This window comes from Actinomycetota bacterium, assembly GCA_030682655.1.
Lineage (GTDB): Bacteria > Actinomycetota > Coriobacteriia > Anaerosomatales > JAUXNU01 > JAUXNU01.
Genome location: JAUXNU010000064.1, coordinates 1 through 26,569, shown reverse-complemented (window position 1 = coordinate 26,569; position 26,569 = coordinate 1). Strand labels below are relative to the sequence as shown.

Annotated in this window: 30 protein-coding genes; 15 read left to right on the top strand and 15 right to left on the bottom strand. The window is 65.5% G+C overall.

The genetic code is table 11. From position 1 onward, the window contains the following. Window positions 1-25 precede the first annotated feature (25 nt). The 5 genes from Q8K99_03990 to Q8K99_03970 are packed head-to-tail and all read right to left on the bottom strand — an operon-like array spanning window position 26 to window position 4,761. Window positions 26-871, bottom strand: a complete 846-nt coding sequence (locus Q8K99_03990) for a hypothetical protein (protein MDP2181712.1) — start codon at window positions 869-871, stop codon at window positions 26-28. Then, the gene (locus Q8K99_03985) at window positions 871-1,890 is read right to left on the bottom strand and encodes a NapC/NirT family cytochrome c (protein ID MDP2181711.1); all 1,020 of its coding nucleotides are present in this window, start codon (window positions 1,888-1,890) and stop codon (window positions 871-873) included. Before Q8K99_03985 ends, Q8K99_03990 begins: the two co-directional genes overlap by 1 nt. Continuing rightward, window positions 1,887-3,095 (bottom strand): NrfD/PsrC family molybdoenzyme membrane anchor subunit, encoded by a 1,209-nt coding sequence (nrfD, locus tag Q8K99_03980; protein ID MDP2181710.1) that lies wholly within the window; start codon window positions 3,093-3,095, stop codon window positions 1,887-1,889. Before nrfD ends, Q8K99_03985 begins: the two co-directional genes overlap by 4 nt. Before the next feature lie 14 nt (window positions 3,096-3,109). Next, on the bottom strand, window positions 3,110-4,060 hold the full coding sequence (locus tag Q8K99_03975) for a 4Fe-4S dicluster domain-containing protein (GenBank protein MDP2181709.1): 951 nt from the start codon (window positions 4,058-4,060) through the stop codon (window positions 3,110-3,112). Beyond that, the gene (locus Q8K99_03970; protein MDP2181708.1) at window positions 4,057-4,761 is read right to left on the bottom strand and encodes a cytochrome c3 family protein; all 705 of its coding nucleotides are present in this window, start codon (window positions 4,759-4,761) and stop codon (window positions 4,057-4,059) included. The genes Q8K99_03975 and Q8K99_03970 overlap by 4 nt, the downstream gene beginning before the upstream one ends. A 280-nt stretch (window positions 4,762-5,041) precedes the next feature. On the opposite strand from Q8K99_03970, the gene Q8K99_03965 reads away from it, so the two are divergent. Next, complete coding sequence (locus Q8K99_03965; GenBank protein MDP2181707.1) at window positions 5,042-6,028, top strand: NapC/NirT family cytochrome c; 987 nt, start codon at window positions 5,042-5,044, stop codon at window positions 6,026-6,028. Window positions 6,029-6,049: 21 nt separating this feature from the next. Beyond that, window positions 6,050-7,195 (top strand): PatB family C-S lyase, encoded by a 1,146-nt coding sequence (locus Q8K99_03960; protein ID MDP2181706.1) that lies wholly within the window; start codon window positions 6,050-6,052, stop codon window positions 7,193-7,195. Window positions 7,196-7,203: 8 nt separating this feature from the next. Here the strand turns inward: Q8K99_03960 and Q8K99_03955 are convergent, their stop codons facing one another. From Q8K99_03955 to Q8K99_03930, 6 genes are all read right to left on the bottom strand, one after another. Continuing rightward, a complete protein-coding gene (locus Q8K99_03955; GenBank protein ID MDP2181705.1) occupies window positions 7,204-7,599 on the bottom strand; it encodes a hypothetical protein in 396 nt (131 codons plus the stop codon). 160 nt (window positions 7,600-7,759) lie between these two features. Continuing rightward, window positions 7,760-9,169, bottom strand: a complete 1,410-nt coding sequence (locus tag Q8K99_03950) for a HAMP domain-containing sensor histidine kinase (GenBank protein MDP2181704.1) — start codon at window positions 9,167-9,169, stop codon at window positions 7,760-7,762. After that, a complete protein-coding gene (locus tag Q8K99_03945; GenBank protein MDP2181703.1) occupies window positions 9,162-9,836 on the bottom strand; it encodes a response regulator transcription factor in 675 nt (224 codons plus the stop codon). The genes Q8K99_03950 and Q8K99_03945 overlap by 8 nt, the downstream gene beginning before the upstream one ends. 184 nt (window positions 9,837-10,020) lie before the next feature. Beyond that, window positions 10,021-10,401, bottom strand: a complete 381-nt coding sequence (locus tag Q8K99_03940; protein MDP2181702.1) for a hypothetical protein — start codon at window positions 10,399-10,401, stop codon at window positions 10,021-10,023. A gap of 122 nt (window positions 10,402-10,523) precedes the next feature. Further along, window positions 10,524-11,270 (bottom strand): DedA family protein, encoded by a 747-nt coding sequence (locus tag Q8K99_03935; GenBank protein ID MDP2181701.1) that lies wholly within the window; start codon window positions 11,268-11,270, stop codon window positions 10,524-10,526. Between the two features lie 3 nt (window positions 11,271-11,273). Then, window positions 11,274-11,777 carry a magnetochrome domain-containing protein gene (locus Q8K99_03930; GenBank protein MDP2181700.1) on the bottom strand — a complete coding sequence of 168 codons (504 nt, stop codon included), beginning with the start codon at window positions 11,775-11,777 and terminating at the stop codon, window positions 11,274-11,276. Window positions 11,778-11,924: 147 nt separating this feature from the next. Here Q8K99_03930 and Q8K99_03925 point away from each other — a divergent pair, with 147 nt between their 5' ends. The 7 genes from Q8K99_03925 (at window position 11,925) to Q8K99_03895 (ending at window position 17,842) form a co-directional block, all read left to right on the top strand. Continuing rightward, window positions 11,925-12,449, top strand: coding sequence for a DinB family protein (locus tag Q8K99_03925; GenBank protein MDP2181699.1), 525 nt, complete (start codon window positions 11,925-11,927; stop codon window positions 12,447-12,449). 267 nt (window positions 12,450-12,716) lie between these two features. After that, on the top strand, window positions 12,717-14,459 hold the full coding sequence (locus Q8K99_03920; GenBank protein MDP2181698.1) for an IS1634 family transposase: 1,743 nt from the start codon (window positions 12,717-12,719) through the stop codon (window positions 14,457-14,459). A gap of 84 nt (window positions 14,460-14,543) precedes the next feature. Next, a complete protein-coding gene (locus Q8K99_03915; GenBank protein ID MDP2181697.1) occupies window positions 14,544-14,885 on the top strand; it encodes a metalloregulator ArsR/SmtB family transcription factor in 342 nt (113 codons plus the stop codon). Between the two features lie 66 nt (window positions 14,886-14,951). After that, entirely contained in the window at window positions 14,952-15,461 is a 510-nt protein-coding gene (locus Q8K99_03910; protein ID MDP2181696.1) for a DsrE/DsrF/DrsH-like family protein, read from the top strand. 69 nt (window positions 15,462-15,530) lie between these two features. Next, a complete protein-coding gene (locus tag Q8K99_03905) occupies window positions 15,531-15,773 on the top strand; it encodes a sulfurtransferase TusA family protein (protein ID MDP2181695.1) in 243 nt (80 codons plus the stop codon). Window positions 15,774-15,798: 25 nt separating this feature from the next. After that, on the top strand, window positions 15,799-16,518 hold the full coding sequence (locus tag Q8K99_03900; GenBank protein MDP2181694.1) for a respiratory nitrate reductase subunit gamma: 720 nt from the start codon (window positions 15,799-15,801) through the stop codon (window positions 16,516-16,518). Between the two features lies 1 nt (window position 16,519). Beyond that, window positions 16,520-17,842, top strand: coding sequence for a (Fe-S)-binding protein (locus tag Q8K99_03895; protein MDP2181693.1), 1,323 nt, complete (start codon window positions 16,520-16,522; stop codon window positions 17,840-17,842). Between the two features lie 68 nt (window positions 17,843-17,910). Here the strand turns inward: Q8K99_03895 and Q8K99_03890 are convergent, their stop codons facing one another. Next, complete coding sequence (locus Q8K99_03890; GenBank protein MDP2181692.1) at window positions 17,911-18,330, bottom strand: hypothetical protein; 420 nt, start codon at window positions 18,328-18,330, stop codon at window positions 17,911-17,913. Between the two features lie 278 nt (window positions 18,331-18,608). Here Q8K99_03890 and Q8K99_03885 point away from each other — a divergent pair, with 278 nt between their 5' ends. Genes Q8K99_03885 through Q8K99_03875 form a run of 3 tightly spaced genes read left to right on the top strand, consistent with a single transcriptional unit; the run spans window position 18,609 to window position 21,738 of the window. Then, window positions 18,609-19,724: a sugar ABC transporter substrate-binding protein gene (locus Q8K99_03885; protein MDP2181691.1), complete on the top strand. Its 1,116-nt coding sequence runs from the start codon at window positions 18,609-18,611 to the stop codon at window positions 19,722-19,724. Next, complete coding sequence (locus Q8K99_03880) at window positions 19,721-20,536, top strand: ATP-binding cassette domain-containing protein (GenBank protein ID MDP2181690.1); 816 nt, start codon at window positions 19,721-19,723, stop codon at window positions 20,534-20,536. The genes Q8K99_03885 and Q8K99_03880 overlap by 4 nt, the downstream gene beginning before the upstream one ends. Further along, entirely contained in the window at window positions 20,533-21,738 is a 1,206-nt protein-coding gene (locus tag Q8K99_03875; GenBank protein ID MDP2181689.1) for a sugar ABC transporter permease, read from the top strand. Before Q8K99_03880 ends, Q8K99_03875 begins: the two co-directional genes overlap by 4 nt. Before the next feature lie 5 nt (window positions 21,739-21,743). Here Q8K99_03875 and Q8K99_03870 read toward each other — a convergent pair whose 3' ends face one another. Next, window positions 21,744-22,310 (bottom strand): sugar O-acetyltransferase, encoded by a 567-nt coding sequence (locus Q8K99_03870; protein ID MDP2181688.1) that lies wholly within the window; start codon window positions 22,308-22,310, stop codon window positions 21,744-21,746. A 45-nt stretch (window positions 22,311-22,355) separates the two neighbouring features. After that, window positions 22,356-22,994 carry a hypothetical protein gene (locus Q8K99_03865; GenBank protein MDP2181687.1) on the bottom strand — a complete coding sequence of 213 codons (639 nt, stop codon included), beginning with the start codon at window positions 22,992-22,994 and terminating at the stop codon, window positions 22,356-22,358. A 230-nt stretch (window positions 22,995-23,224) separates the two neighbouring features. Here Q8K99_03865 and Q8K99_03860 point away from each other — a divergent pair, with 230 nt between their 5' ends. Then, window positions 23,225-23,440, top strand: a complete 216-nt coding sequence (locus Q8K99_03860; GenBank protein MDP2181686.1) for a hypothetical protein — start codon at window positions 23,225-23,227, stop codon at window positions 23,438-23,440. Between the two features lie 89 nt (window positions 23,441-23,529). Here the strand turns inward: Q8K99_03860 and tsaA are convergent, their stop codons facing one another. After that, window positions 23,530-23,991: a tRNA (N6-threonylcarbamoyladenosine(37)-N6)-methyltransferase TrmO gene (gene tsaA / locus Q8K99_03855; protein ID MDP2181685.1), complete on the bottom strand. Its 462-nt coding sequence runs from the start codon at window positions 23,989-23,991 to the stop codon at window positions 23,530-23,532. A gap of 287 nt (window positions 23,992-24,278) precedes the next feature. Here tsaA and Q8K99_03850 point away from each other — a divergent pair, with 287 nt between their 5' ends. Both Q8K99_03850 and Q8K99_03845 read left to right on the top strand, forming a co-directional pair. Next, complete coding sequence (locus tag Q8K99_03850) at window positions 24,279-25,136, top strand: MTAP family purine nucleoside phosphorylase (GenBank protein ID MDP2181684.1); 858 nt, start codon at window positions 24,279-24,281, stop codon at window positions 25,134-25,136. A gap of 4 nt (window positions 25,137-25,140) precedes the next feature. Further along, a complete protein-coding gene (locus tag Q8K99_03845; protein ID MDP2181683.1) occupies window positions 25,141-26,454 on the top strand; it encodes an amidohydrolase family protein in 1,314 nt (437 codons plus the stop codon). Window positions 26,455-26,569: the final 115 nt, after the last annotated feature.

Genomic DNA, 26,569 nt, shown 5'->3' with positions numbered 1-26,569 from the left:
GGCAGCGAGGCGAGCCTGCTACCCGTCAGTCGTGGCAGTCCTGGCAGAACTTCTCGTCGTGGCAGACCGGGCACCGCTTGTCGCTGCTCTTCTCGGCGGCGTACTGGTGAGCCTTCTTCCAGTTGCCGACGTGCGATGCCGGTCGCTTCGCGTGGCATTCGGCGCAGTAGTCCGGCGACCATGCATGGCACGAGCCGCAGTCCACGGTCTTGACCTGCGTGCTGTGGACCTCGAGCCAGTCCTTGGCACGGTGGCCTTCCGGCACTTCCTTGCGCGTGTGGCACTTGACGCACTCTGCCGTCGCTTGCGTGCCGTCGTGGCACTGCTTGAGGCACCCGATCATCTCGGGCGAGTTGTAGCCCTTGGTGTTGGCTGAGTGCACGAGGTCCTGGTGACAGACCGCGCAGTTGATCTCGAGGACCTCGACGTGGGCCTTGTGCGGGATGAACAGGTCGCCGTTGGCCGAGACCTGGCGGTAGCTCGTGTGGCATTTCTGGCATGCCTCCCGGTCCGGCACGCTCAGGAGGTTGGTCTCGTGAGGACCCCGGATGAGCTGGGAGTAGAACGCCGGGATCGATTTCACAGTGAACGTCAGGAAGCCGCGGACTCCGGGATCGACGTGGCAGCCGGAACACGGGATGCGGGCGTGCGTCGAGACGCGCCAGTTGTCCATGCGCTCGCGCAACTCCGGGTAGCGCCCGTAGTAGCCAGGCTGCAGCATCGAGAAGATCGGCAGGCCGATGAGCACGATGACGACGAGCGCGATCGCGGTCTTAGCCGGGAAGCGTCGCTTCCGCTTCGGCGTCGCGTCGCTGTCGGGCGTCGCGGTCGTATCGCCGTCGCCGGACGTCGTATCGTCGCGGTCGTCCACTAGCTGTTCTTCTTGAACTCGTCGTGGCAATCCTCGCACCACTTCTTCTCGTGACACGTGAGACACCGGCGCTCGTCCTTGGACAGGTCCTTGTGACGCGTCAACCAGGTGGACTCCAGACCGTGGAATGCCGGACGTCGCGCGTGGCAGTCGTCGCACTCGCCTGTCGACACGTGGCATGCGAAGCACTTCGAGTCATCTTTCAGCGCCGTGGTACCGTGCTTCTCGAGCCAGTCCGGCTTCACGTGATCTCGCTCGATGGCCTTGACGCTTGCAGTCAGCGCGGAGGTGGAGAAGTCAGGGACCTTGCCCGTCGTGTGGCAGAGACGGCACTGGTCCGCGTCATGGCACGACTCCAGGCACCCGTTCGGTCCCGCCTCCTGGACGGTCTTCTTGTGGATGAGTCGCCACTCTCCCTTGTCCTCCTGCAGCGAGTGATGGCAGGTGCCGCATTCGTCGGCCGTCTTCCAGCCCACATGGCAACCGAACGACGCGCACACGGTACTGAACGGCATCTGCTTGTGCCGCTCGATGTAGTCCTCTTCGTGCGCCGTCCACTTGTGGCACTCCACGCAGTCGCGCGGCTCGTCGGCCACGCGCAGGTGCGCAGGATGCGGCACGTTCGCGGTCCTGGACGCGTCCTGACTCCAGTCGTTGCGGTGACACGAGAGGCACGCGTCGCGGGTCGGCGTCTTGAGCCGCACGAACGCCGGTGCGTCGGGCTTGGAGTACAGGCCGCGATAGAACTCACCCACCAGCACGGCCTCGGAGACGATCGGTCCGCGCGGGTCGACGTGGCACTGTCCGCAGGTCAGCTCGCTGTGCGCGGACGCCTGCAGCGACGCGTAGTTGTCCTCCAGGCTGTGATACCCGCCAAGGAACGCCGGTCGCGAGGTCATCGCGAGCGCGACCACGACCGAGAGGACGATCGCGCCGAGAACCGCGGCGACGGCCCACACGACGACGCGGGGCAGTGAGCGGACGCGCGCGGACAGGCTATCGACGATGCGCGGGCTCACGACGCCACCCCTGCCTCGAGCGTGTGCTCCTCCTCGGGAACCTCCATCGGCAGCAGCTTCGACACCACCGTGAAGAACAGCATGCCGAAGGCGAGAATCCCGAGCGCGAGGAACGCCTCGACCATGCTTGGGAAGTAGATCGGCGCCTTCTGTCCGAGCGTGCTGACCGAGAAGCCCATCGCCATGAGTGAGTAGCGCTTGAAGAACACCGCGATCACGTACAGGACCGAGGCGGTGATCTGCACCCTCGGCAGGTGGCGGGTCGAGCGCCGCGCCAGCAACGCGAACGCGGTCATCCCGAGGATGAACACGGGCAGGAACGCCCATGCGAGACGCCCGGTGAGGAACTGGTCGAAGCGGAACACGTGACCCGTCATGGCCGAGGTCGGCCAGTAGACCGAAAGCACTTCGACCGCCAGCAAGAACTGGTCGATGATGATGACGGTCGCGAGCAAGGTCGCGAGACTCCGGAACATGCTCGACTTGAACTTCAGGTCCGTCGTCGCCTGCATGATGTAGGCGACGACCAGGAGCAGGGCCACACCCGAAGCTGTCGCCGAAGTCAGGAAGATCGGCACCATCATCGCGGTGTGCCATAGCTCCCGCGACTTGTTCATCGACAGCACGAACGCGGTCGTGGTGTGCATGTGAATAGCTGCGGGAAGCGCGATGAGCGTCATCCTGCGAGCCAGCTTCTCGCCGCCGACGCCGGTGATCAGGATCCACAGATCAACGAAGCAGATGACCATGTAGAGACCCGCTGCCGAACCGGTGTAGACGAACGGCGAGGTCGGGTTCGGCGTGAGCATCATCCAGACCGCACGCCACGGACGTTCCATGTCGGTGATGATGCCGAGGAGCGCCATCATCACGATCACGCCGGCCAGCAAGACCGCGATGCGCGACAGCGGTCGGAACTGCTCGGCCCCGAACAGATGCACGCTCGCGTAGACGATCAGTCCGCCCGCCGCGAGTCCGACGTAGTACATGTAGTTCGTGAACCACAGGCCCCAAGGGCTCGAATCGCGTTGGTTCAGCACTTCGCCGCCGTGCGAGAACAGCAGGTACCACGAGGCCGCGCCGAGCCCCAAGAAGATGCCGAGGAGAGCCACCCATTGCCAGTACCTCGAGCCCGCGCTGCGCAGAGCACCGAGGTCGAAGTCGAGACCGATGAAGTGCTTCACGCCGGGGCGGGGTGTCGTCACAAGGGCCACCTCAATCACCCCACGTACCAAATCGCGGGCTCGTTGCCGAGCTCTTCCTTCAGGCGGAACGATCGCCTGGTCCTGAGAATCTGCGCCACATCGCTCTCGGAATCGTTCAGGTCACCGAACGTGCGCGCACCGACGGGACACGCCTCAACGCACGCGGTCGTCTTCCCGTTGCGCGTGCGCTGCACGCAGAACGTGCACTTCTCCACGACTCCGGCCTTCTCCTCGAGTGGAACCAGGGGGTTCACCTCGTTCTTGGGAACCTCCGGCTCGACCCAGTTGAACTGGCGTGCGTCGTAGGGGCACGTGACGAGGCAATTGCGGCACGCGATGCACTTGTCGTAGTCGATGACGACGATGCCGTCCGGCTCCTTCCACGTCGCCTTGACGGGACAGCCGTAGACACAGGTCGGCTTCGCGCAGTGCATGCACTGGATCGGCAGGTACCACTTGTCCGGGCGACCGCCCTGCTCGTACTTGAGAGTGCCAAGCTCGAGTTCGTTGGAGCCCAGCTCCATCTCGAGCACCTGGATGTATGTGAAGCCGGACGTCCGCCCTATGTTGTTCTCCTTCACGCACGCGTAGACGCACTTGCGGCATCCCACGCAGGCCTTCACGTCGATGACCATCGCCCACTTCTCATCGCCGGCGGGATCGGCGTAGGAGACGGGCTTGCCCGGGTAGTTCACGGGGCCGTTCTCCTCGACGAAGCGATCGATGCCGGTCTCGGACGCGCCGGGCACCTCGGTGTTCGCGCCTTCGCTCGAGGCTTCCGACCCGGACGCGGGCAGTGCGGTCAGGAAAGCGGGGATCACGCCGGCGGCGAGGATTCCAGCCGTCGCGCCAAGGCCTTCGAGAAGCGAGCGCCGGGTCACCGTGATGCGGGGCTCCCCGGCACGCGCGGGCGCATCGGCGGACGCGGGCTCCACGCGCGCGATGCGCGGCTTCTTGTGGCTCATCGGTTCGGCCTTCCTCGGACGAGTCCAGCGACCCGGGCCGCTGCCGCCACGACTCCCAGCACGACCGCGATCAGGAACAACTGCGGCACCTCTGTCGGAGGCGCCGGCGCGGGCGGCGCGAGAGGCGTGAACGGTTCACGACCGGACAGGGCCTTGAACTGGAAGCCGCTGCCCACAAAGGGCGGCAGCGATTCGGCGTAGATCCATCTCGGCGAGTGAGGGTCGTGGCATCCGGCGGCGGTACACGTGGGCTTGTGCTTGCCGTGCGTCCCCGCCATCCACTCGTTGTACTTGGCCGAGTGGCACCGGTAGCAGACCTTCGCGGTATCGCCGGTGATGTCGATGAGGCTGCCGTCGATGAGCTTGAGCTTGCCGGGGTCCTTGGCCGGGTCGTCGTGGCAGACAAGACACGCCGCATCCCCCTCGCCAAGGACGTCGTGACCGACAAGCACGATCTCGTGTCCCGGGAAGTCGCCAGGGAGCTTGCGCGTGGGCTTGTCGGTGCCGGGCTGCAGGGTCACCGGGTGGCAGCTCGTGCACGGGTAAAACAACAACTCGCCCGAGGACGCCTGTCCCGCGATTGCGGGCGTCGCCGACCACAGGGCGATCACGATAGCCGCAAGGATCGCGCACGCGACGCGCGGTCGCACCAGGGCCGCCCTGGCACGGCGGGCGAGTGAACGAGACTCTGATCCGGCCATGCTCTCTCCTACCGATCGTGTTGGGTCTTTCGCGCCCACGGCGAGCGAATATGTGCGAATCGCGTTGGGACGAAAGGGCCTGATATGAGTATGGCGTTGGAATCGGGTTAGGAGTTTGGCACACGATTCACGTTTGTTTAGGGTTCCGTTAGCGCCCTGCACGAACGGCCATACCCAGCGCGAGAGGCTCTTGACGTAGCCAAAACGCGGAGTAGCGTCAGGCTCATCAACGACCGACTCGCTTCAAGGTTCCATGAGTCTGATACCCAGGACGGCCCAGATGGAAAGCACATCACCCGACGCGCGGCACATCCTCATCCGCAGAGCGTGGATCACGACAGCGATCGCGGTCGCTGTCGTCGCGCTCGGATTCGGGTTCTACCGCGCAACGGCCTCTCCTCGGCTGTGTGGGGGCTGTCACGAGATCGCGCCGCAGGTGGAATCGTGGAAGATATCCCCGCACGCCCAGGTCGGCTGCCCCGCCTGCCACGAGGCGCCTCAACCCTGGTACGGCTTTCCGAAGACAATGGCCGTACGCGCAAGCCGGCTTTCTCGCGACGTGAGGGCGCACTTCACCCTCGGTGCCGGGGAAACCGTCGGCGAATCGCTCGAGACCTCCGTCACCGTCCCCGACTCGAACTGCGAGCAGTGCCACACGCCCGGGCGCGCAGTCACCATCCGCTACGGGACGCTCATCGACCACGAGGAGCACGCGGAGCGGAACAAGTCATGCATCTCGTGTCACGTGTGGACGGTGCACTTCGATCCCGGAGCCGAGCGGCCGCTTCTGCTGATGCTGCAGTGCTTCACGTGCCACAGCCATGAGAGCGACGCCAAGGCGCCCGGCGACTGCGAAGTGTGCCACCCGCCGTCGTTCAACATGCGCCCCGAGACGCACAAGGCGGCGAAGTGGAAGACCGCCCACAATGAGCTGGCCAAGGCAGACCGCAGCCTCTGCCTCATGTGCCACGAGGCGAGCATGTGCGACACGTGTCACGGACTGGAGATGCCCCATCCCGAGCATTGGACTGACGGCCGAAAGGTCCATGGACCGGTCGCCGTGAAGAACCGGCTCGTGTGCGAGCGGTGTCATGGCACCAACCCGGACTTCTGCAGGACCTGCCACCACAAGGCGTACAACCCGGCGAACGGCTCGTGGCTCGCGCAGCATCCGCAGGCGGTCACGAAGTCGGGGGCCGCAGCGTGCTTCGAATGCCACGTCACGACGTTTTGCGCCGGATGCCACGCGCCGCTGATAGCTCGATGACGCCAACGTTATAGTGAACGCATGACCGACGCGAACCACATGGAGCGGCTGCGCCGCCTCACCGGCGCCAAGTGGGCGCGATTCGACGACGACGTGATCCCTGCGTGGGTCGCCGACATGGATTTCCCCACAGCCCCGGTCGTCTCGGATGCCCTTCGCGAGCTCGTGGACAACGGCGACCTCGGCTACAACATCGCGTCGTTCGACGATCGCGTGGTGCAAGCCTGGGCCGACTGGTCCGAGCGTCGTTTCGGCTGGCGCCCCGACCCCGCGGCAAGCCATCTGTTCTCGAGCACGCTCCAGCCGATCTCGATGGCGCTCGACGTCGCGACCGAACCCGGCGACGGCGTGGTGCTCTTCACGCCCATCTACCCGCCGTTCCTCGGCATCGTCGAGAAGTCGGGCCGCCGACTCGTCGAGTACCGCCTGGACGACACCGCCCGACGCATCGACGCCAACCACCTGGCCGCTCTCGTCGACGACACCACGCGCGCGGTGCTGCTGTGCAACCCGCACAACCCGACCGGCCGCGCTTTCACCGCCGAGGAGCTCGCCGCGATCGCTCGCGTCGCCGAGGAACACGACCTGCTGGTCATCAGCGACGAGATCTGGCAGGACTTCGTCTATCCCGGCGCCGCGCACATACCGTTCGCATCGCTCGGCCCCGAGGTCGCCGCGCGCACGGTTACGATGACCTCGGCGTCCAAGAGCTTCAACCTCGGGGGACTCAGCTGCGCGGTAGCTCACCTGGGCGCCGAGCGGGTCGCCGAGGGCTACGCCGCACTGATGCCGCATCTCCTTGGCGGGGTGAGCGTGACGGGAGCCGTGGCGGCGCTGACGGCATGGCGTCACGGGAAGCCCTGGCTCGACGAGATCGTCGCGACGCTGCACGCGAGTCGCGACTACCTCATGGCGCGCCTGGCCGAGGAGCTGCCGCAGGTCGGCGTCACGACGCCTGAGGCGACCTACCTCGCGTGGCTCGACTTCCGCGCGATGGGCCTTGGCGACGACCCTGCGAAACACCTGCTGGAAGCGGGCCGCGTGGGACTCTCGTCAGGACCGGACTTCGGCACACCGGGCGCGGGTTTCGCACGCCTCAACTTCGCAACACCACGCCCCGTGCTCGACGAGATCGTCGACCGCATGGTGCGTGCGCTCGGCGTGTAGTGGTCGGCTCAGAGTCCCGCCGCATCCTTTACGGCCGCCACGAACGCTTCCGCCTCTTCGGCCCGATCGCGCTGGACGGTGGTCGAGTACGCCAGCTCCGGCGATTCGAAGATGAGCGTCGCAGATACCGTGCGCGGGATGTGCTCGTCGTCATCGCCGTATCGGGCCCTCGAGCCAAGGATACCTCCACCGACCGCCCCGAGTGGACCGGCGATCGCACCACCCAGCAGTGCCCCGCCAAGGACACCCGCTCCGGAGGGCTCGGACGATCCCCCGCTGCGCTCGCGCTGGCGATTCCGGATCACGTCGACTCGCGTGAGCTGGCTCAGATCGAGCACGCCGTCGGGCGTGTGTAGTCCCTCGTCGTCAAGAGCGAGGTTCATGAACTTCCGGTGTTGCACCATGACGTCCTCCGACTCTCTGACAAGCTGGCCTCGACAGCGTCACCGCCAGGCTCATCTTGATAGTTCCCCAGCTGGGGTGCTCGGCTCCGGGTCGTTGGCGCGCTTCTCTGCACCGCGCTCGACCGAGACTAGACCCGCGAGCCTGAAGGAATCCTGAGAATCAGGAAGGTGAATGCAGAGGCAGCGTGACCTCGAAGGTCGCGCCTCCGTGGAGTGGGTCGGCGACCCGCACGTCCCCGCGAAGAGAGTGGGCGATCACCCGGCACAACGCGAGTCCGAGGCCGGTACCCCCGTCCTCGTGCACGCGCGCCTCATCCAGACGCACGAAGCGGTCGAATATCCGCTCGCGGTCCTCAGGGGGCACGCCTGGACCGTCGTCGCTGACCGTGAACACGATCATGTCCTCGCGGACGTCCACGGTGACCCAGACTGTCGAGGCTGCATGGCGCACGGCGTTTCCGAGAAGGTTGCGCACGAGCGATTCCATACTGCCCAGTTCGGCCTGAAGCCGAGCTGGGTGCACGCCCGAAATGTCGATTCGAATCTCCGAGGACTTGGTGATAACCGCGACTTCACCCAACACGACATCGTCGAGGTCAACATCGACCGGATGCGCTGGCCTCATGCTCTCGTCGTAGCGCGCGAGCGCAAGCAGGTCGCCTACCAGATGTTCGAGGCGACGATCCTCGGCGGCCAAGTCGTCGATGAAGGCGTTGAGGTCGGCCGGATGCCGCCGACGAGCCACATCGAGCATCGTGCGGATGGATGCAACGGGGCTTTTCAGCTCGTGCGACGCATCGGAAACAAAGCGCCGCTGTACACGTGCCGAGGACTCGAGGCGGTCGAGCATGCGGTTCATGGTATCGGCAAGACGACCGATCTCGTCGGACGTGCGAGGCTCGGGCACACGGCGCTCCAGGGATGCCGCGGATATCTCCTCGGCTTCACGGCGGATCGCCTCAACAGGTCGCAGCGCGCGCCCGGTGAGTGCCCACACGGTTGCGCCAACGATCAGCAAGATGAGTGGAAGCCCGATCTCGAGGCGCGGTTGGAGGACGTCGACCATCTGCTGCACGGGATCGAGGGACCCCGCGACCATGACGGTCACGGGCCCGGCAGGTGACGCCACCCCGATGGCCGACACGAGAAACGCGACGCCGGGATCTGCGCCGCCCTCGCCCGCCTCACCGTTTTCGCCACCGGATTCGAGTAGTGACGGGACCGTGTACGTGCGCGACTCACCCGGAGCGAGTTGGATGTCGACCAGAGGCGCCTGGCCCTCGATCGAAGCGCTCGAAGCGGTCACGGCCCCCCCTGCGTCGAAGACCTGCACGAGCTGATCTTCTCCGCGCCCCGGCACGGGATGGGGAACAGACCCCGCTTTCGCGAGCAGTGCGATGTCCTGCACGCGGGCCTCAGCACTCGCGGTGATCTGGTCGGTGAAGCTCCCGCGGGCTGTCCAGAGGAGCGCCGCCATAGCCAAGGAGACCGACAGACCGACGACCAAAACCGCGATGACCGTCGTCTGGACCCTGATGCCAGGAAGCCGAGGCCGACCGCGACTAGGCATCGGGCACCAGCCGGTAGCCCGCTCCGCGTACGGTCCGAAGGGTGTCGAGACCGAAGGGCACGTCGATCTTCTTGCGGAGGTACCCGACGTAGACCTCGATGATGTTCGGGTCGCCCTCGAACTCCCAGTCCCACACGTGTCCCATGATCTCGGCCTTGGGGAGCACGTCGCCGGGATGGCGCATGAAGTACTCGAGGAGCGAGTACTCGCGCGGGGTCACCTCGACCTGTGTATCGCCGCGCTTGACCTCGTGTGTCGACGGGTCGAGCGTGAGCGTACCAACACCGAGTATCGCCGGACGCTCCGGCGAGCCACGACGCATGAGCGCTCGCAGCCTCGCGAGAAGCACCACGAACGAGAAGGGCTTGGAGAGGAAGTCGTCGGCGCCGGTGTCGAGGGCTTCGGCCTCGTCGTACTCGCCGTCCTTGGCGGTAAGCATGAGAATCGGCACCCAGTTGTCGGCCTTGCGCAGCGACTCGCACACCTTGTAGCCGTTCATGCCGGGCAGCATGATGTCGAGCACGATCGCGTCGTAGGGCTGCTCGGTCGCCATCCAGAGACCGTCCGTGCCTGTTTGGGCGACGTCGACGGCGAACCCCTCGGCCTCAAGACCACGCTTGAGATAGGCCGAGAGTCGGACTTCGTCTTCGACGACAAGAATGCGCATCGGCCCACCTCCAGACTGCTCTACGGCCGCTGTCGCCCCATGGTATGCCCGTGCTGGGGCGATTGTGTCATACGAACCTGAGAAGTAGCTGAGAATCCCTCTGCACACAGCGTGCCATGCCACGGAGAGAGCGAAGAGGAGCCCCCTCTCGGGAGCTCCTCTGGGATTGCAGGGAGGACTGGGCCTACTTGGTCTCCGCAGCCTCGTTCGCATCCGGAACACCGTTGCCATTGTCGCCGATCTCCTCGCCGTCGAACTCGTGGTCGACGCCGTCGGTCTCGGTTTCGGCACTCTCAGACTCCTCGGCACCTTCTGCCTCAGCAGCCTCGTTGGCGTCCGGGACACCGTCACCGTTGTTGCCAGCCTCTTCGCCGTCGAACTGGTGGTCGACGCCGTCTGCCTCGGCCTCGGGGGCCTCGACGACCGCACTCGACTCAGCTGCGGGCGCCACGGAAGGCGTCGAGGAGCTGTTCGGCGTGGCAAATGCGAGACCTGCGACCAGAGCGCTGGTAGCGAGTGCGGCCGAGATGGCCGACACGAGGGCGATCTTGTTGCGCTTCTCCATGATTGTCCCTCCTTTCTCGGGAGAACGAACGACCCGAGTGTGTGGGACCGCACCTGAGATGCCGCTGAGCGATGCTGAGAGCGCGCCGGCGACCGGGACGGCTTAGTCGTGTCGGGCCTAGGTCACGCTCGTCCGCGAGCCAGCCGCCTCCACAGCCACACTCCCGCAGCGACGGCGACCGTCGCCACCGCGACCGCCGTGCTCGCTCGCCCGAGCCACACCTCGGCCAGCCGCCAGCTCGCACCGAGCGAGTATCCGAGTACCGTCACGCCGGTCCCCCACAGCACCGCGCCGAGCGCGTTGTACGCGAAGAACACCCGTTGCGGCATGCGCGTCGAGCCCGCCACGAACGGCACCACGGCCCGTGCATACCCCACAAACCTGCCAAGGAACACCGCCTTCGACCCATGGCGCGCGAAGAAGTCCTCACCGCCCTGAAGCCGTTTCTCTGTGAGACCGACGCGGGAGCCGGCGGACAGCAGCCAGCCGCGTCCGAGCCGGCGCCCCATCTCGTAGCCGACGTTGTCGCCGACGATCGCGCCGAGGACGCCTGCCACCACGACGGCATCGATCGCGAGCACGCCGCGGTGGGAGAGGAAGCCGCATGCGAGCAGCAAGCTCTCTCCCGGAACAACGAGCCCGAGGAACGCCGAGCACTCGAGTGCGGCGACCAGGAAGATGACGAGGTAGCTCCAGTCGCCGAGCCGCGAGATCAGTTCGAGCAGGTACTGCAGCATGCGGCGCTCCACATCGGCGACGTCCTCGAACAGGAAGATACCCCCCGTCGCCGGAGATAGCGAGGGTCCCGACCGAGTCGCGCGGCCGGGACCCTTGAGACCGCCTGCACCATGCGGGCGGATAGAACTCACGAGCTAGTCGTCGTTGTGGTCGCCGTCCTGCTCGCGGGCGTGCTCGCCGTCGGTCATGCTCCCCATGCCGTCGCGCGTGCCGGTGCGAGTCCGGGACATCTCGCCGGAGCCGCTCGACTGATGGGCCTCATCGGCCTCATCGGCCTCGTCGGCGCCCTGGTCATCGGCCTCGTCGGCGCCCTGGTCATCGGCATCTTCGACACCCTGGTCGTCGGCATCGTGACCGGGGTTCGGTGCGGGGGTCACGACAAGATCGGGCACGGGAGCCGGATCCGGAGCCGGGTTGACGACCGGGATGGGGTCGGGTACGGGCGCAGGCGCCGGAGTCGAGTAGGTGTGGCAGGTCGTACACGTTCCCCGATACCCATGCGGCGCGACAGCTCCCGGCGCGATGACCGGCGCGGCACCAGCGAGCGCGACCACGGCGGCCACGGCGGCGGTTGCTGCCGTGACGATGATGCCCGACTTGATCATGCGGGCCTTGGTACGTGTGGTGGGTTCACTCAATACGATCACGCTCCCTTGTTGCGTCGAACTACGGGATGTTCCGTAGTTGAAGCATCGGCCGATAGTCTAATGCCACGATGAGACCGACATTGGAGGTTTCTCATGCCGCCTGTGCAACAATCGACCAAACCTGCCAAGGAGGGCCCCATGGCTACGGACTACGCCCAGATCGCCGCGTCGCAAATCGACGACGGCGCACCCGTCGCAGACCTCATCGAGCGCTACCGCCAAGGACCGGCGCTCCTTGGCCAGGCAGTGGCCGGGCTCTCGACGGAGCAGCTGCTCGCCTACCCCGTGCCCGGCAAGATGAGCACGCAGGAAGTCGTGGCACACGTGGCGGACTGCGAGCAGTTCCTCGCAGACCGCATGAAGCGGATTGCAGCGATGGAGCGCCCGTTGCTCGTCGGTGTAGACGGGTGGGAGTACGTCGAGGCCTTGAGCTACGCCGAGCGCGACATCGAGCTCGATCTCGCGCTTGTGCTGGCAACGCGCGCGCAGATGGCAGCCGACCTCGAGCGGATGCAGGCGGAGGCGTGGGAGCGCGTAGGCGTGCACACCGAGACCGGGCTCGTGACGTTGCGCCAGATGCTGCTTCACACGATTCGGCATCTCGAGCATCACGTCGTGACGATCCAGGAGAAACGCGCGGCGCTCGGCCTCGACGGGTCGTAGGCGCGCGACACCCAGGAGCAGTCTCGGCCCTCGCCCTTCACATCGGCACGCCATTCGCATACTATGTTAGGACATGCACATATGTGAATGTCTGCAAGTCCGATGGTTGCCGGATCATCGAAAGGGCTAGACCGAAGTTACGTCGCCGCGCTCCTCTGATTTGAACCCTGACCTGCTTGGATGGGTTTCTTGACGGTCATGGATGTAGCCAAGAGTCATAGTGGAGTGGTGTTGACATCCAAACGCGGATGTGCTTGAGTATGCGGCATGGGAAGGCGAGCGACAGGTGCAGTACATGTAGCCAAGATAGAGCGCAAGCACGGTGAGCGCGTCTACACGTATTGGCTGCTGCGGCAGACCTACCGCGAGGGCGGCAAGGTACGCCATCGCACGCTGGGCAACATATCGCACCTGCCCGCCGAGACCATCGAGGCGGTCAGGTGCTCGCTCGCCGGGGAGGCGTGCGTCCCGATCGGACGGATACGGGTCGTCGGCTCGCGTCCCCACGGGCACGTAGCGGCCGTGTGGACGGCGGCGCGCGCGCTCGGCTTCCCGGAGCTTCTCGGTCCCGCCTCACGGATGCGCGATCTGGCGTTCGCGCTCCTGGTGGCCCGTGTCGTGCGCCCGGGCTCCAAGCTGGCCACCTCCCGCTGGTGGGCACGGACCACGCTGGGGCAGGACCTGGGGGTCGAGGGCGCCTCCAGCGACGAGGTCTACGCGGCGATGGACTGGCTGCTGTCCAGACAGGGTGAGATCGAGGGTGCGCTGGCGGCTTCCCACCTCACGCGCGGTGGCCTGGTCCTCCACGACGTGACGAGCGTGCATGTGGAGGGCAGGTGCTGTCCTCTCGCCGCCCACGGACACTCACGCGACGGCCACCCCGAACTGCCCCAGATCGTGTTCGGCCTCTCCACCGACGCCGAGGGGCGGCCGGTCGCCGTGGAGGTCTATCCGGGCAACACGGCCGATCCGGCCACCGTCGAAGGCACCGTCACCAAACTCAAGGACCGCTTCGGCCTCGACAGCGTCGTCATGGTGGGGGACCGCGGCATGATCACGAAGGCCCGCATCGATGACCTGCGCCGCGTGGGCGGCGTGGGCTGGATCACCTCGCTTCGCGCACCGTCCATACGCGTGCTCGCGGACGCGGGCGCGTTGCAGATGTCGCTCTTCGACGAGTCGGACCTGGCCGAGATCGTCCATCCCGACTACCCCGGTGAGCGGCTCGTCGCCTGCCGCAACCCCGCTCTGGCCATCACGCGCGCCCGCAAGCGCGAGGAGCTCGTCAGCGCCACGGAGGCCAGGCTCGCCCGCGTCCGCGCTTCCGTGGCCCGCGCGTCGCGCCCGCTGCGCGGGGCGGACAGGATCGGAATCGCGGTCGGGAAGGTGCTCGATCGCTTCCGTGTGGGCAAGCACTTCCACATCGAGATCACGGACGACGACTTCCGCTTCTCTCGAAACGAGAAGAGGATCGCCACCGAGGCCGCGCTCGACGGCGTCTACGTCATCCGCACATCGGTCGGAGCCGGCGAGATGGACGCGGCGGGCGTCGTTCTCGCCTACAAGTCGCTCTCCCGCGTGGAGGCGGACTTCCGCAGCCTCAAGACCACACACCTCGAGGTCGGTCCGGTCCGCCATCACCGCGAGGACAGGGTGCGCTCGCATGTGCTCATCTGCATGCTCGCCTGCTACGTCGCCTGGCACATGCGCCGCGCTCTGGCGCCTCTGACGTTCACGGACGAGGAGCCGCCCGCGAGAGAGGATCCCGTCGCGCCTGCGGTCCGCTCGGCAGGCGCGCTCGCGAAGGCGTCACGGCGGACGACGGGCGAGAACGCGCCGGCGCTCGGCTTCACGGACCTGCTCGACGAACTGGCCTGCCTCGTGCGAGACGAGATCGGCGTCGGGGACGGACCCGGCGCGGTGACCTTCGAGAGGGTGTCGGAGCCCAGCCTGACCGCGAGGCGCGCCTTCGAGCTGCTGGGTGCCCCGGTCCCCGCCAAGCTGTTGTAGCCAGAAGACGAGCACCGTCCGCAGCCGATCCAGCAGCTCAGATGGTGCATTCCTATCTCAGGTCAACGTAACTTCGGGCTAGACGTGCAGAACGACTTCTACTGCCTGCACTCAGACCTCTGCAAGACGCTGGCGAGCGAGAAACGCCAGCGCATCCTTGGCGCGCTCCGCGACGGGGAGCTCACCGTGTCTCAGATTGTCGAGACCGCCGAGCTTACGCAAGCCAACGCCTCCCAGCACCTCTCAATCTTGCGCACCAAGGGTGTCGTCCGCGCACGGCGTGACGGCTCCAACGTCTACTACTCCATCGCGAACCCAAAGATCATCCAGGCGTTCGACCTCATCACAGAGGTCATGCAGGAGGCGCTTGCCGCGCAGAACACCACGCTCGGCGAAGCGCTCGGCTCGGAAGGCGACACCGAATAGGCCTTGGCGACCCCCTCCCCTGAGAGGGTTCGTTGCACTACCCCGCACTACCAAGGAGGGCTCACGATGCCTGAGATCACAGAGCAAGAGATCCAAGAGTGGGGCGACAAGAAGAAGCTCGCGATGGTTGTGATGAGCGGCGATATGGACAAGCTCTTTGGCGCGTTCATCATCGCAACGGGCGCAGCCGCGATGGGCATGGAGGTGACAATGTTCTTCACCTTCTGGGGGTTGCGCGCGATCAAGAAGAACGTGCGAACGGGCAAGTCCCTCTTTGGAAAGATGCTCGGCGTCATGTATGGCGGCGACATCACGAAGTCCAACCCGAGCCAGTTCAGCTTCGGCGGGATGGGCCGCTGGATGTTCGGGAAGATGATGGGTGCGAACAATGTCTCGAAGCTCATCGAGCTACGCGACCTCGCCGTCACCCTTGGCGTCGGACTCTACCCCTGCCAGATGTCGATGGACGTCATGGAGATTCCGCGCGACACGTTCATCGACGGCGTGCAGGAGCCGGTTGGCGTCGGCTTCTTCCTCATGAAGGCCCAGGAAGCCAACTCGCAGCTGTTCATCTAGCGCTCGCAACGCTCGCCCGCACCCACCGGATGCCGCGCGCCTGGCGTGGCCGAACGAGAGGAGATCGACATGTCCGAGGAGATCAAGGCTGACCTGGAGCTCGACCTGAAGGGCCTGCTTTGCCCAATGCCCATGGTGAAAGTCAGCCAGAACATCAGCAACGTGGAAGTCGGCGGCGTCATCAAAGCCGTCGCGACCGACCCCGGCTCGATGGCCGACATCCCCGCGTGGGCCAAGAGCACCGGCAACGAAGTCATCTCGGCCGAGAAGGTCGGTGGCGAGTTCGTCTTCCTGGTCAAGCGCGTCAAGTAGTCCGTTCCTCTGAGAAAGGCAACCGATGGAGACCTACCTCTACATCACATCGGTGATCGGCGTCTATCTCGGGATCGGCGTGTTCGTGGTGGGCATGGCATGGCGGATCTACCAATGGGCGACCACGCCCAAGTCCCCCGTCCCGCTCGGGCTGTTCCCGAAACCGAAGACAGGCACCGGACGCTTCTTCAAGATGCTGAAGGACACGTTCATCGCGCCGCAGTCAGCGCGCATCGAGCCCGTCATGTGGGTGTTCGCGTTCGCGTTCCACGTGGCCGCACTCGGGGCGTTCGTTGGTCACGGGCGGCTCATCGCCGAGTTCCCGGTACTACCGCAGCTCCTCGGGCAGGAGGGCATGAACTCGTTCGCGGCGTGGTCGGGCAGCATCGCGGGCACCGTCATGCTCGCGGCGATCGTGTTCTGGATCGCGAGGCGCACGTTCGGCCCGTTCAAGCAGCTGTCGGTACCCGAGGACTACCTGTTGCTCGCTCTGCTCTTCGGCGTGGTCATCATGGGCGACCACATGCGGTTCTTCGGCAACGTGCACGCGGCGACCTACCGCGAGTGGTTCACGAGCCTGCTCGCCTTCAAGCCCGTCATTCCCGCTGAGATCCTGTCGTCCAACGTCGGATGGTCGCTCGGCACGCACATGCTGTTCACGGACGTGTTCCTGATCTACTTCCCGTTCAGCAAGCTCGTGCACACGATCGGCTCCTTCTCGGCCAACCTGGTGAGGAGTGAGTAGCATGGACAGCCAGCAGATCACCACGCTCGCCGGCGTCATCGACAAGAAGATGAACCGACAGCTCAAGCAGTATCTCGACATCTGCGCGCGCTGCGCCATCTGCAAAGACGCCTGCCACCAGTACGTCGCGACGCAGGACTTCAAGTACCTGCCCGCGCGGCGCGCAGAGCTCATCCGGCAGATCTACAAGAAGTACTTCACCAAGGCAGGAGAGTTCGTTCCCGCGCTCTACGAGGCGCGCGACCCGGACGAGCGACTACTTGAGGAGTTGTACGAGTCCACGTACGCGTGCACGGGCTGCCGCCGGTGCATGTACTACTGCCCCTTCTCGATCGACACGGCGTGGATCCTTTCTGTGGCAAAGGCGATACTGATCGCCGCTGGCATGGGCAACGAGATGCTCGGCCAGCTCGCCGACGCGGCGCTGTTCAAGAGCGACAACTTCGAGATGTTCCGCGACGTGATCGTGGACGGCTTCCGTGACATCGAGGCGCAGCTCCGTGAGGTCACGGGCGATTCCAGCGCCGAGATCCCGGTCGACCGCGAGGGTGCCGACATCCTGTATGTCGCGCTCGTCGGCGCGCACTCGATCCTGCCCGCAGCGGCGATCTTCCACCAGGCCAAGGCAAGCTGGACGCTGTCGCTGTTCGAGGCTGCCAACTACGGCTACTTCTTTGGCGATGCGGTGAAGGCTCGCAAGATCGCCGACCGATTCATGGACGAGGCCAAGCGCCTCGGCGTAAAGGAGGTCGTCATCACCGAGTGCGGGCACGCCTACCGCGTGGCAGAGATCTTCCATGAGGCGTGGAGCGGCGAGAAGCACCCGTTCAGGGTGCGCCACATCCTCGAGGTCATCGACGAGTACATAGCCGACGGCCGCATCACGGTCGATCCGCGCGCGATCACCGAGCCGATCACGTACCACGACCCATGCCAGGTCGGACGCAACGGAGGCATCTTCGAGCAGCCGCGCAACATCGTGCGGGCCCTCGCGCCGGACTTCCGCGATATGACACCCAACCGCGAGCAGCAGTGGTGCTGCGGCGGTGGAGGCGGCCTTGTGGCGATCTCGGAGATGGACGAGTTCCGCCTGAGGAGCGGCTCGATCAAGGTGGCGCAGATCAAGGCCACCGGCGCGAAGCTGATCGCCAGCCCGTGCGAGAACTGCCGACTCCAGATGGAGGGTCTCAACGAGTCGCTCGACCTTGGCATCGAGGTCAAGGCGATCATGGACCTCGTGATGGAAGCGATGCCGCTACGGGGGCGGAAGGCTGCCGGGGAGTCGCCGCCCGCGGCGCCCGAGTCCGAACCACCCGCAACCTAGAGTCACCGACACCAGCTGTTCCAGTCGCGCCCGTGCGAGGACACTCCGCGGGCGCGACGCGTCTCAGGCTACAACGCTCGCATGCGGTTGTTTCGGGCGTTGTGCTCGACCTCGGCCAGGCCGAGCGCCTCGAGAAGTGGCGGCATGTACATCCCGAAGCGGCCGCGCAGCCCTTTCTTCAGGCCGTACCACCCGCCGACGGGGTTGTCCGCCGAGCGCGCCCACGCCTCGACGGTACCGTCCTTGGCAGGCTTCTGCTCATCAGCACTGCCCAGCGGCATCCAGTCACCGTGTTGCTTCAGCATTGCGTGCAAGCCCTCGATCGCCCGCAGCTGATAGCCGAGGACGGTCGTGCCCACGACGCAGACAATCGCCGGAGGATTGGAGTGCTCGTCGCGATACATCTCATACGTAGAGGTGCCGGGCGGGGTCTTGAGGACCCACGGGTCTTCCTTGGTGCCGGTGCCACTGTTCTTGGTGGGGGACATCGCTATCTCCTCCTAGCGCCAGGTCACTGCATGCGTCTTGCGCATTGATTCCCGCTGCCGCCGCAGGCGCACCAAACGCCCTCGGAAGTACGGCGCGCAGCCGAGTGAGCCAGTCTGAATATGGGAATCAACATGGGTGACGCGGAGCATCTGGGGGCCGCAAGTCGTGGTCGCGCGCAGAACGTGCGGACTGGTGACCGCTTCGACTCGACAACCATGGGTTTCACAAGGGTGGTTCGCGGGACTTTGGGACGGACAACGAGTCGAAGGAGGGCGTTATGAAGGGAACGAAGGCGCTGGTGTTGCTGGCGCTCGCAGCACTCCTCGTGTTCGCAGCGCTGGCGGTCACAGGGTGTGGAAGCGGTACCACCGACACCACCAAGAAGGAGACCGCGAAGACGGTGAAGATCGCCTTGCTCCTTCCGGAGACGAAGACGGCGCGCTACGAGACGCAGGACAAGCCGCTCTTCGAGGAACGGGTCAAGGAACTCAACCCCGACATCGAGATCCTGTACAGCAATGCCAACCAGGACGCGACCGAGCAGCAATCACAGGCCGAAGCCGCACTCACCAATGGCGCGAATGTCCTCGTCCTCGATCCGGTGGACTCGGCCTCTGCGGCATCGATCGTCGAGAAGGCCGCCGCGCAAGGTGTGCCGGTCATCAGCTATGACCGTCTGATCCTGAACGCCGACGTCGACTACTACGTGTCATTCGACAACGAGAAGGTCGGCAATCTGCAAGGTCAGGCACTGCTCGACAAGCTGACCGCAGACGGCAACGCCGGCAAGACCATCGTGATGATCAACGGCTCCCCGACCGACAACAACGCCACGCTGTTCAAGGCGGGCGCTCACAGTGTCCTCGACGGCAAGATGGAGATCGGTGCCGAGTACGACACGCCGGACTGGAGCCCCGACAAGGCGCAGACCGAGATGGACCAGGCCATCACGAAGCTGGGCAAGGACGGGTTCGTGGGCGTGTACTGCGCCAATGACGGCACGTGCGGCGGCGCCATCGCCGCCATGAAGGGCGCCGGCATCGACCCGACCAAGATCCCGTCGACCGGCCAGGACGCCGAGCTTGCCGGTATCCAGCGCGTCCTTCTGGGCGAGCAGTACATGACCGTCTACAAGGCAATAAAGGCCGAGGCGTACGCCGCTGCGGAGCTCGCTGTCGGTCTCGCCGACGGCTCGGGTGTTCCTTCGAGCATGACACTCAGCAACGTTGCCAACGGTTTCGGGGACATTCCCTCGGTTCTCTTGACGCCTGTTGCCGTGACCAAGGACAACATCAAGGACACCGTAGTCGCGGATGGCTTCTGGTCGGTTGAAGAGATCCTGAACACGCCGGAGCTCGTTACAGCCGGCGCGGCGGTGGGGCTCACCAAGTGACCTCTGCCCTCGGCAGCACGATCGCAACAAAGTCGCCTTTGCTTGCGATCAAAGGCGCAAGTAAGGCGTTTGGCGCAAACCAGGCCCTCTCCGGCGTCGACTTCGAGGTCGACGCCGGAGAGGTGGTTGCGCTTGTCGGCGACAACGGAGCGGGCAAGTCGACTCTTGTGAAGGCGATTGCCGGCGTACAGCTGGCCGACGAGGGTTCGTTCTACTTCCGAGGCAAACCGGTGAAGATCTCCAGCCCGCAGGATGCCGTGGCACTGGGGATCGCCACCGTCTACCAGGACCTCGCCCTGTGCGACAACCTGGACGTCGTCGCCAATCTCTACCTCGGCCGCGAGCTATTCTCGCCGGGAATCGCCAGAGCCGCCTACTACATCGACGAGACGACGATGGAGCAGAGTTCCCTCGAGCTCCTGGACTCGCTCGCGGTGACGACGATCCAGGACGTACGCGTACACGTGGGCTCGCTCTCGGGCGGTCAGCGTCAGGCTGTTGCCATCGCTCGCTCGCTGCTTGGCGAGCCATGCGTGGTTCTTCTCGACGAACCAACCGCAGCTCTTGGCGTCTCGCAGACGGAGCAGGTGCTCAGCCTCATCCATACGCTTCGGGAGCGCGGACTCGGCGTGGTGGTCATCAGCCACAACCTCGAGAACGTCTTCGCCGTCGCGGATAGGATCATCGTGTTGCGACTGGGCAAACGTGCCGCCACATTCGACGTCCGGGGAGCGAGCCGCGAAGACGTGGTCGCGGCCATCACGGGTGCGGAATTCGGCCTCGGAATCGGCGAACACGAGGAGAACGCATGAGCGCCGATCAGCAGACGCCCGTGTCGCTGGGCGGGGCCAAGGAGATGCTCCGCGACCTCGGGCGCAAACTCGCCCAGGGCGAGGCGGGACCGCTTCTCGTACTCCTGATGGTCGGCCTGATCTGGACGTTCTTCCAGTATCAGAACCCCCGCTTCTTGAGCCCCGGCAACCTCACCAACCTCATGCTGCAGCAGGCCGCCGTGGCCACCATCTCGATCGGCGTCGTGCTCATCCTCCTGCTCGGGGAGATCGACTTGTCGGTCGGAGCCGTGAGCGGCTTCAGCTCCTCGGTGATGGCCGTCATGAACGTTCAGCGCGGCTACTCGCCGATTCTGGCTGTGGGCGCCGCACTGGGGCTCGGCATGCTCATCGGACTCTTCTACGGATTCATGGTCACGCGATTCAGGATCCCCTCGTTCGTCGTGACGCTCGCCGGCTCGCTGGCGCTGCTCGGTCTACAGCTGTACGTGCTCGGACAAACAGGGACTATCAACTTGAACAACGACTTCATCATCGGGATGGCAGGCACGTTCTTCTCGCCCGCAATCGGGTGGATCGTGGCTGGCGTGTCGATTGCGTCGATCTTCGCGTTCTCAGTGGTTGGACGAGCTCGGCGACATGCGTCGGGGTTGCACGTGGGGTCGATGCGCGGCCTCGTCTTCCGTGTCGCAGCCGTAGGCGCGGCGGTTCTTGCGCTGGTCTACGTGGTCAACCAGGACCGGGGACTGCCGCTCGTCGTCTGCATCGTCTTTGCGCTGGCCCTGGTGTTCTCGTACCTAACCGAACGCACACGCTTCGGTCGGCACATCTTCGCCGTGGGCGGCAACGACGAGGCGGCCCGACGCGGCGGCATCAAGATCGACAACGTGCGCGTTCTCGTCTTCATGCTCGGATCGACGCTGGCAGCCATGGGCGGCGTGCTTGCCGCTTCGCGTCTGATGGCGGTGAACCAGTCCTCGGGCGGCAGCGACCTGCTGCTTATGGCGATCGCCGGTCCGGTCATCGCGGGGACGAGCCTCTTTGGCGGACGAGGGTCCGTGTGGTCGGCGCTGCTGGGCGCGCTTGTGATCGGCTCGATCGCCAACGGCATGAACCTGCTTGCTTTCGAGTCTTCGGTCAAGTACATCGTCACCGGCACCGTGCTGATCGCCGCCGTCACGATCGAAGCCGTGACACGCATGAAACGGCAGTCGAGCAGGTAGCTTCATCAGGGACGCTGTCCGGCGTCCGAGATCGCCCGACACGGATTCCCCACTGCGGTGACACCCGGCGGAATCGAGCGCGTCACGATGCTGCCCGCGCCGATAATGGCGTCGCGACCGATCTCGATGCCCGGCAGCACGATCACGCCACCCCCGAGCCAGGCTCTGTCTCCGATCGAGATGGGGTGAGCGGATTCGAGCCCGCCGGCCCGTTGCGCCGCGTCGCGCGGGTGGTCCGAGGTGAGCAGCTGGACGCCCGGCCCGAGCTGCACGTCGTCGCCGAGCGTGATGGGGGCGGCGTCCAGGAAGACGCAGGCCATGTTCACGTACACGCGAGCGCCCATGCGGATCTGCGTGCCGTAGTCACAGAACAGCGGTGCCTCCACCCACGTACCCTCGCCCATCTCGCCAAGGAGGTCGCGCAGCACAGCCTCGCGCGCGTCATCGTCGGCCGCGTCGAGAGCGGCATACTGCTGCGTGAGACGCCGGGCACGAATGCGCCCCCCGACGAGCTCGGGGTCGCTGGCGTCGTACGGCTCCCCGCGAAGCATCTTGTCTCGCTCGTTCACCAGGTGTCCCCTTGCTGTTACTCGCCCGCGTACTGCGGCGGCGCTGACTCAGGGTAGTCCGACCTGGGTCTTCTTGACGAGCTTCCCGTTGTGGAGCATCACGTTCATGTTAGAGCCGTCAGGATTGGTCCACGTGAACATGACCGTGGGGAAGCCGTCGACTTCCGAGCCTTCCGATTCTTCTCCCTCGGCGCCGATCACGGCGACCACTTCCTGGTAGGTCATTCCCTCGGTGAGCTGGTCGTATTCCGCCGATGTGACGACGGCCGATCCATCGCCGCTGGGCGCGCCGGGTGAGCCGGTGCCGTTCGTGATGCTCGGGGTATGTTGGGCGACGTAGATCAGGGCCACCAGACCGATGGCGGCAGCGATCAGCGTGGCCGCACCAAGCACCCGATGCCGTCGCAGGATCGCAACCACCCCGCACGCCACGGCCACCACCACTACGACTATCGCCAGCGTGTAGGGCATCGCCAGCGAGGCGAGCCCGAGCACTACGCCCGCGACGCCGAGAATCCGTCCAAGGACGTTCTGACGAGGGGAGTCGGCCGTCGCGGCAGGTTCCTCCGATCGCGGAGAACTCGTGTACGGCTCGTCCGCAGTGGCACAGCTCGGCTCGATCGTCGCCGAGGAGACCGGTGCGCCGCAACCGGGGCAGAACTCCGCCAGGTTCGATATCTCGCGCATTCAGAACATGTGATCAACGTCATGCCGCGTCTCTCCCCGGGAAAACATCACGTCCGACACCATATCTACGGCCCGCATGATCCACACGCAGGGAGCCCCCCGACCATGCTACCAAACCACGAAACCATCTTCTCCTACGAAAGGAGCACCAGCAGACCAAGGATGACGACCAGTGTCAAGGAGTAGGATGGCGCGAGAACCTTGTCCCCCCGGCCGAGGAGAGTCGCCTCATGCCCCGAGACATCGCATGCCCCGCCTGCGGCGAGACAGAGAACCTGAGCGGCTGCGAATCGCCCGAGGGTATCCGCATCACCTGCGGGGCCTGCGACACGTCATGGCTGCGCGACGCCCAGCCGCAGACCTGCGCCACATGCGGCGGCACCGAGATCGAGCAGCGCCAGCGGGCGCTGACCCCGAGGATGAGGACGGCGGGGACGTGGTCATGACGCCGTAGTGCTGCGGGCGCATCCGTGCGCGGGACTCACGGGCCGTCGTCCATCCAGTGGCCGAGCGGCCCCAACCCGCGCGCGGCCGATCACTCACGCCCAGGAGGCTTCGGCCGTTCCTGAAGCCCCGCGATCCAACCTTCGTCCGCATCCGGGAAGGCGTCGAAGCGCGCGATGTAGGGCTTGACGTCGAGCAGGGGCGTCCCGTCGAGCATGTCCACGCCCGCCACCGTGAGCACCGCCCCATCGACCGACACGAGCCTGACCACGGTGAGCCCAATTGGGTTCGGACGAGCCGGGTGGCGTGTTGCGAACAGGCCGTGCGGAGTATCAGCCAGAAACGTATCGCGCACCATCTCGACGCTCGCCGCACGGTCGAAGGCGTAGAGCAAGATCAGGTGGCTGAACCCGTCGACATCCGCAAGGCCCTCGGCATACTCGGCGACAAGCTCCACCGTACCGACCGCCTCAGGTCGGAACGCGCCTTGGATCGGCGCGTCCTCCTTGGAAGAGAGCGGCGTGTGGATGACGCCGATGGGTGTGAGGTGCACCGCTACTCGACTCCGATCATGACCACAGATGCCTTGAAGATCGCGACCACGGTCCCCTTGAGCTGATTGCGCGCGGAGAGTTCCATGTGGACCCGCCTTTCTAGCTACAAGCATACAGTGAGGACGGCAGCTCTGTAGCGTGCAAAGAGCTGTCGCATCTCAACCCGCACCCTCGCGGCCCTCCGCCCCTTGGGACAGCAGCGCCATCGCCGGTCTCCGCGACTACTTGGCAGGTAGGCCACACTTTGTCGGCCCCATCGGGTAACCTCTATCCAAGGAGGTTTCACATGCCCGAACAGTCAGTTCCACGCGCCGAGTTCGGCATCTGCGGCGGATCCGGCTCGCTCAGTTTCGACTTCCCCGGCGCGCTTGCAGACGACCGTGTCACGGTCCTTGCCGAGGACCTGCACTTCGATACGCCGTTCGGCCGCTCGCCCGCGTTCATGCAGTTCCGTGTCGAGGGTCCGCACGGCCCGCGCGAGGCGCTTGCGGTCAAGATGCATGGCTGGCGCCGGGGTGTGAAGCGCGGCGACGCGAGCCTGCAGGTCTTCTGGACCTTCGCCGAGGCCGGCGTGCGAAAGGTGCTTGCCGATGGAGGCGTGGGCTCCCTCAACCACATGCTCGACCCGCGCGACATCGTGGTGCCGAACGACTTCATCGACCTCACGACCAAACAGGACATCTACGTCCGGGGCGATCACCTGCTCATCATGCGGCAGCCGGTCTGCCCGGACATGGCCGACCACCTCTACCGCGGCGCGAGCGAGCACTTCGGCCGCGTGTTCCCGCGCGGAGTCTACCTCGTGACCGACGGCCCGCGCTTCGAGTCCGTCGCCGAAGTCGATTACATGCGCAAGCTCGGTGGCGACATCGTCGGCCAATCCTTGGCGCCGGAAGTGTTCCTGGCGCGCGACATCGGTGCATGCTTCGCGGGCATCTACATCGTTGTCAACTACGCCGAAGGCGTCGTCCGGGAATGGGAGCACGGTGAGATGAAGGCGGTGTTCTTCGAGGAAGCCGAGACCATCGCGCGCATCGTGCTCGACACGATCGCCAATGCCGACCTCGGCGCCTCGTGCGGCTGCATGGACCTGCGCAAGCCTTCGCTCTTGCCGATTCCCGACGTCCGCCTCGGACAGGAGTGAACGCGTGCTCATAACCGCCGACTGGGTCGTGCCGGTCGCATCTCCTCCGATTCGCGACGGCGCGATTCTTGTCCGCGGTGCCCACATCGCCGCCGTCGGCCCCGCCGAGGAACTCAAGCGCACGGCCGGTGACACCGACATCCAGGAGTACCCTGGCTGCATCGCGATGCCCGGGCTCGTCAACGCCCACACACATCTCGCCCTCTCATGCCTGAAGGGCCATATCCCACCGCAGCCGTTCACTGAGTGGATCAAGTGGATTCCGATCGCATGGCGCGCCCTCGATGGAGACGACATCGCTGCGTCGATCTCGTACGGCGCGTCGCGCTGCATCATGAGCGGCACAACAGTCGTGGGAGATATCGCGTACGGACCGGAGTCCATCTCCATCGCGGCGGACGCCGGCCTTGGAGGCGCCTTTTTCTGGGAACTTCTCGGGGTTCGCGCGGCCGCAGTCGAGCAGAAGCTATACGACGCGGACTTCCCGAGCGATCCTCCCGCCATGTGCTCCTCGCGAGTCCGTTGCGGCCTGTCACCGCATGCCACCTACACGTCGGGACCTGATCTCATCAGGGCACTCCACGTTCGTGCGATCGCCCAGGAATGCAGTTTCGCCATCCACCTCGCGGAGTCGTACGCGGAGGTCCAGCTTCTCAGGGATGGGACCGGTCCGCTCGCTGATCTCGCCGCTCGACTTGCGCACGGCTTCGAAGCACCCGGGGTCTCAGCCACCATGTACCTCGCCGAGCTCGATGCGCTCGAAAATGCCGTACTCGTTCACTGCACCCAGACGCACGCGGCGGACATGCCCGTCATCGCGCGCCGGTCGGCGGGCGCCGTGCTGTGCCCGCGCTCGAATGCGTACCTCCACAACGGCGCGCCACCGGCGTGGCGCCTCGCGGGCGCCCGGGTTCGGCTCGCCCTGGGAACCGACTCTTTGGCCAGCAACGACGACCTGAATCTGTTCGAGGAAGCCCGCGCGCTCAGACGGCTCGAACCGCGGTTCTCGGCTCAACGGCTCGTCGAGATGATGACCTCGGAGGGCGCAACGGTGCTGGGACTGAACAACCAGTTCGGGACACTCGAGCCCGGGAGGCAGGGAGACATCGCCGTCTACCGGATACCGCCCGGCAACGCGCCGTACGAGGGGCTCCTTGGCCACGCCGGACGGCACACGATCGAGGCCGTGTTGAGCGCCGGCATATGGCGCGTGCTTCACGGAGCGCCTGCGTTCAGCATTTCGCCGATCGAGCGTGCCGCCCACCTCGCTGGCCAGAAAGCGGCTCTCGCAATAGCCTTCGAGACGCGCGCGCTCTAGTACTCCAAACCGTAAGTTCGCTCACGTAACCGTCCCTCCTCACGCCGCGGCCCGCACCGCCGTATCCGATAGCTTCGCCATGAGTTCGGCGAGGTCGTCGCGGGTGAACTTCCAG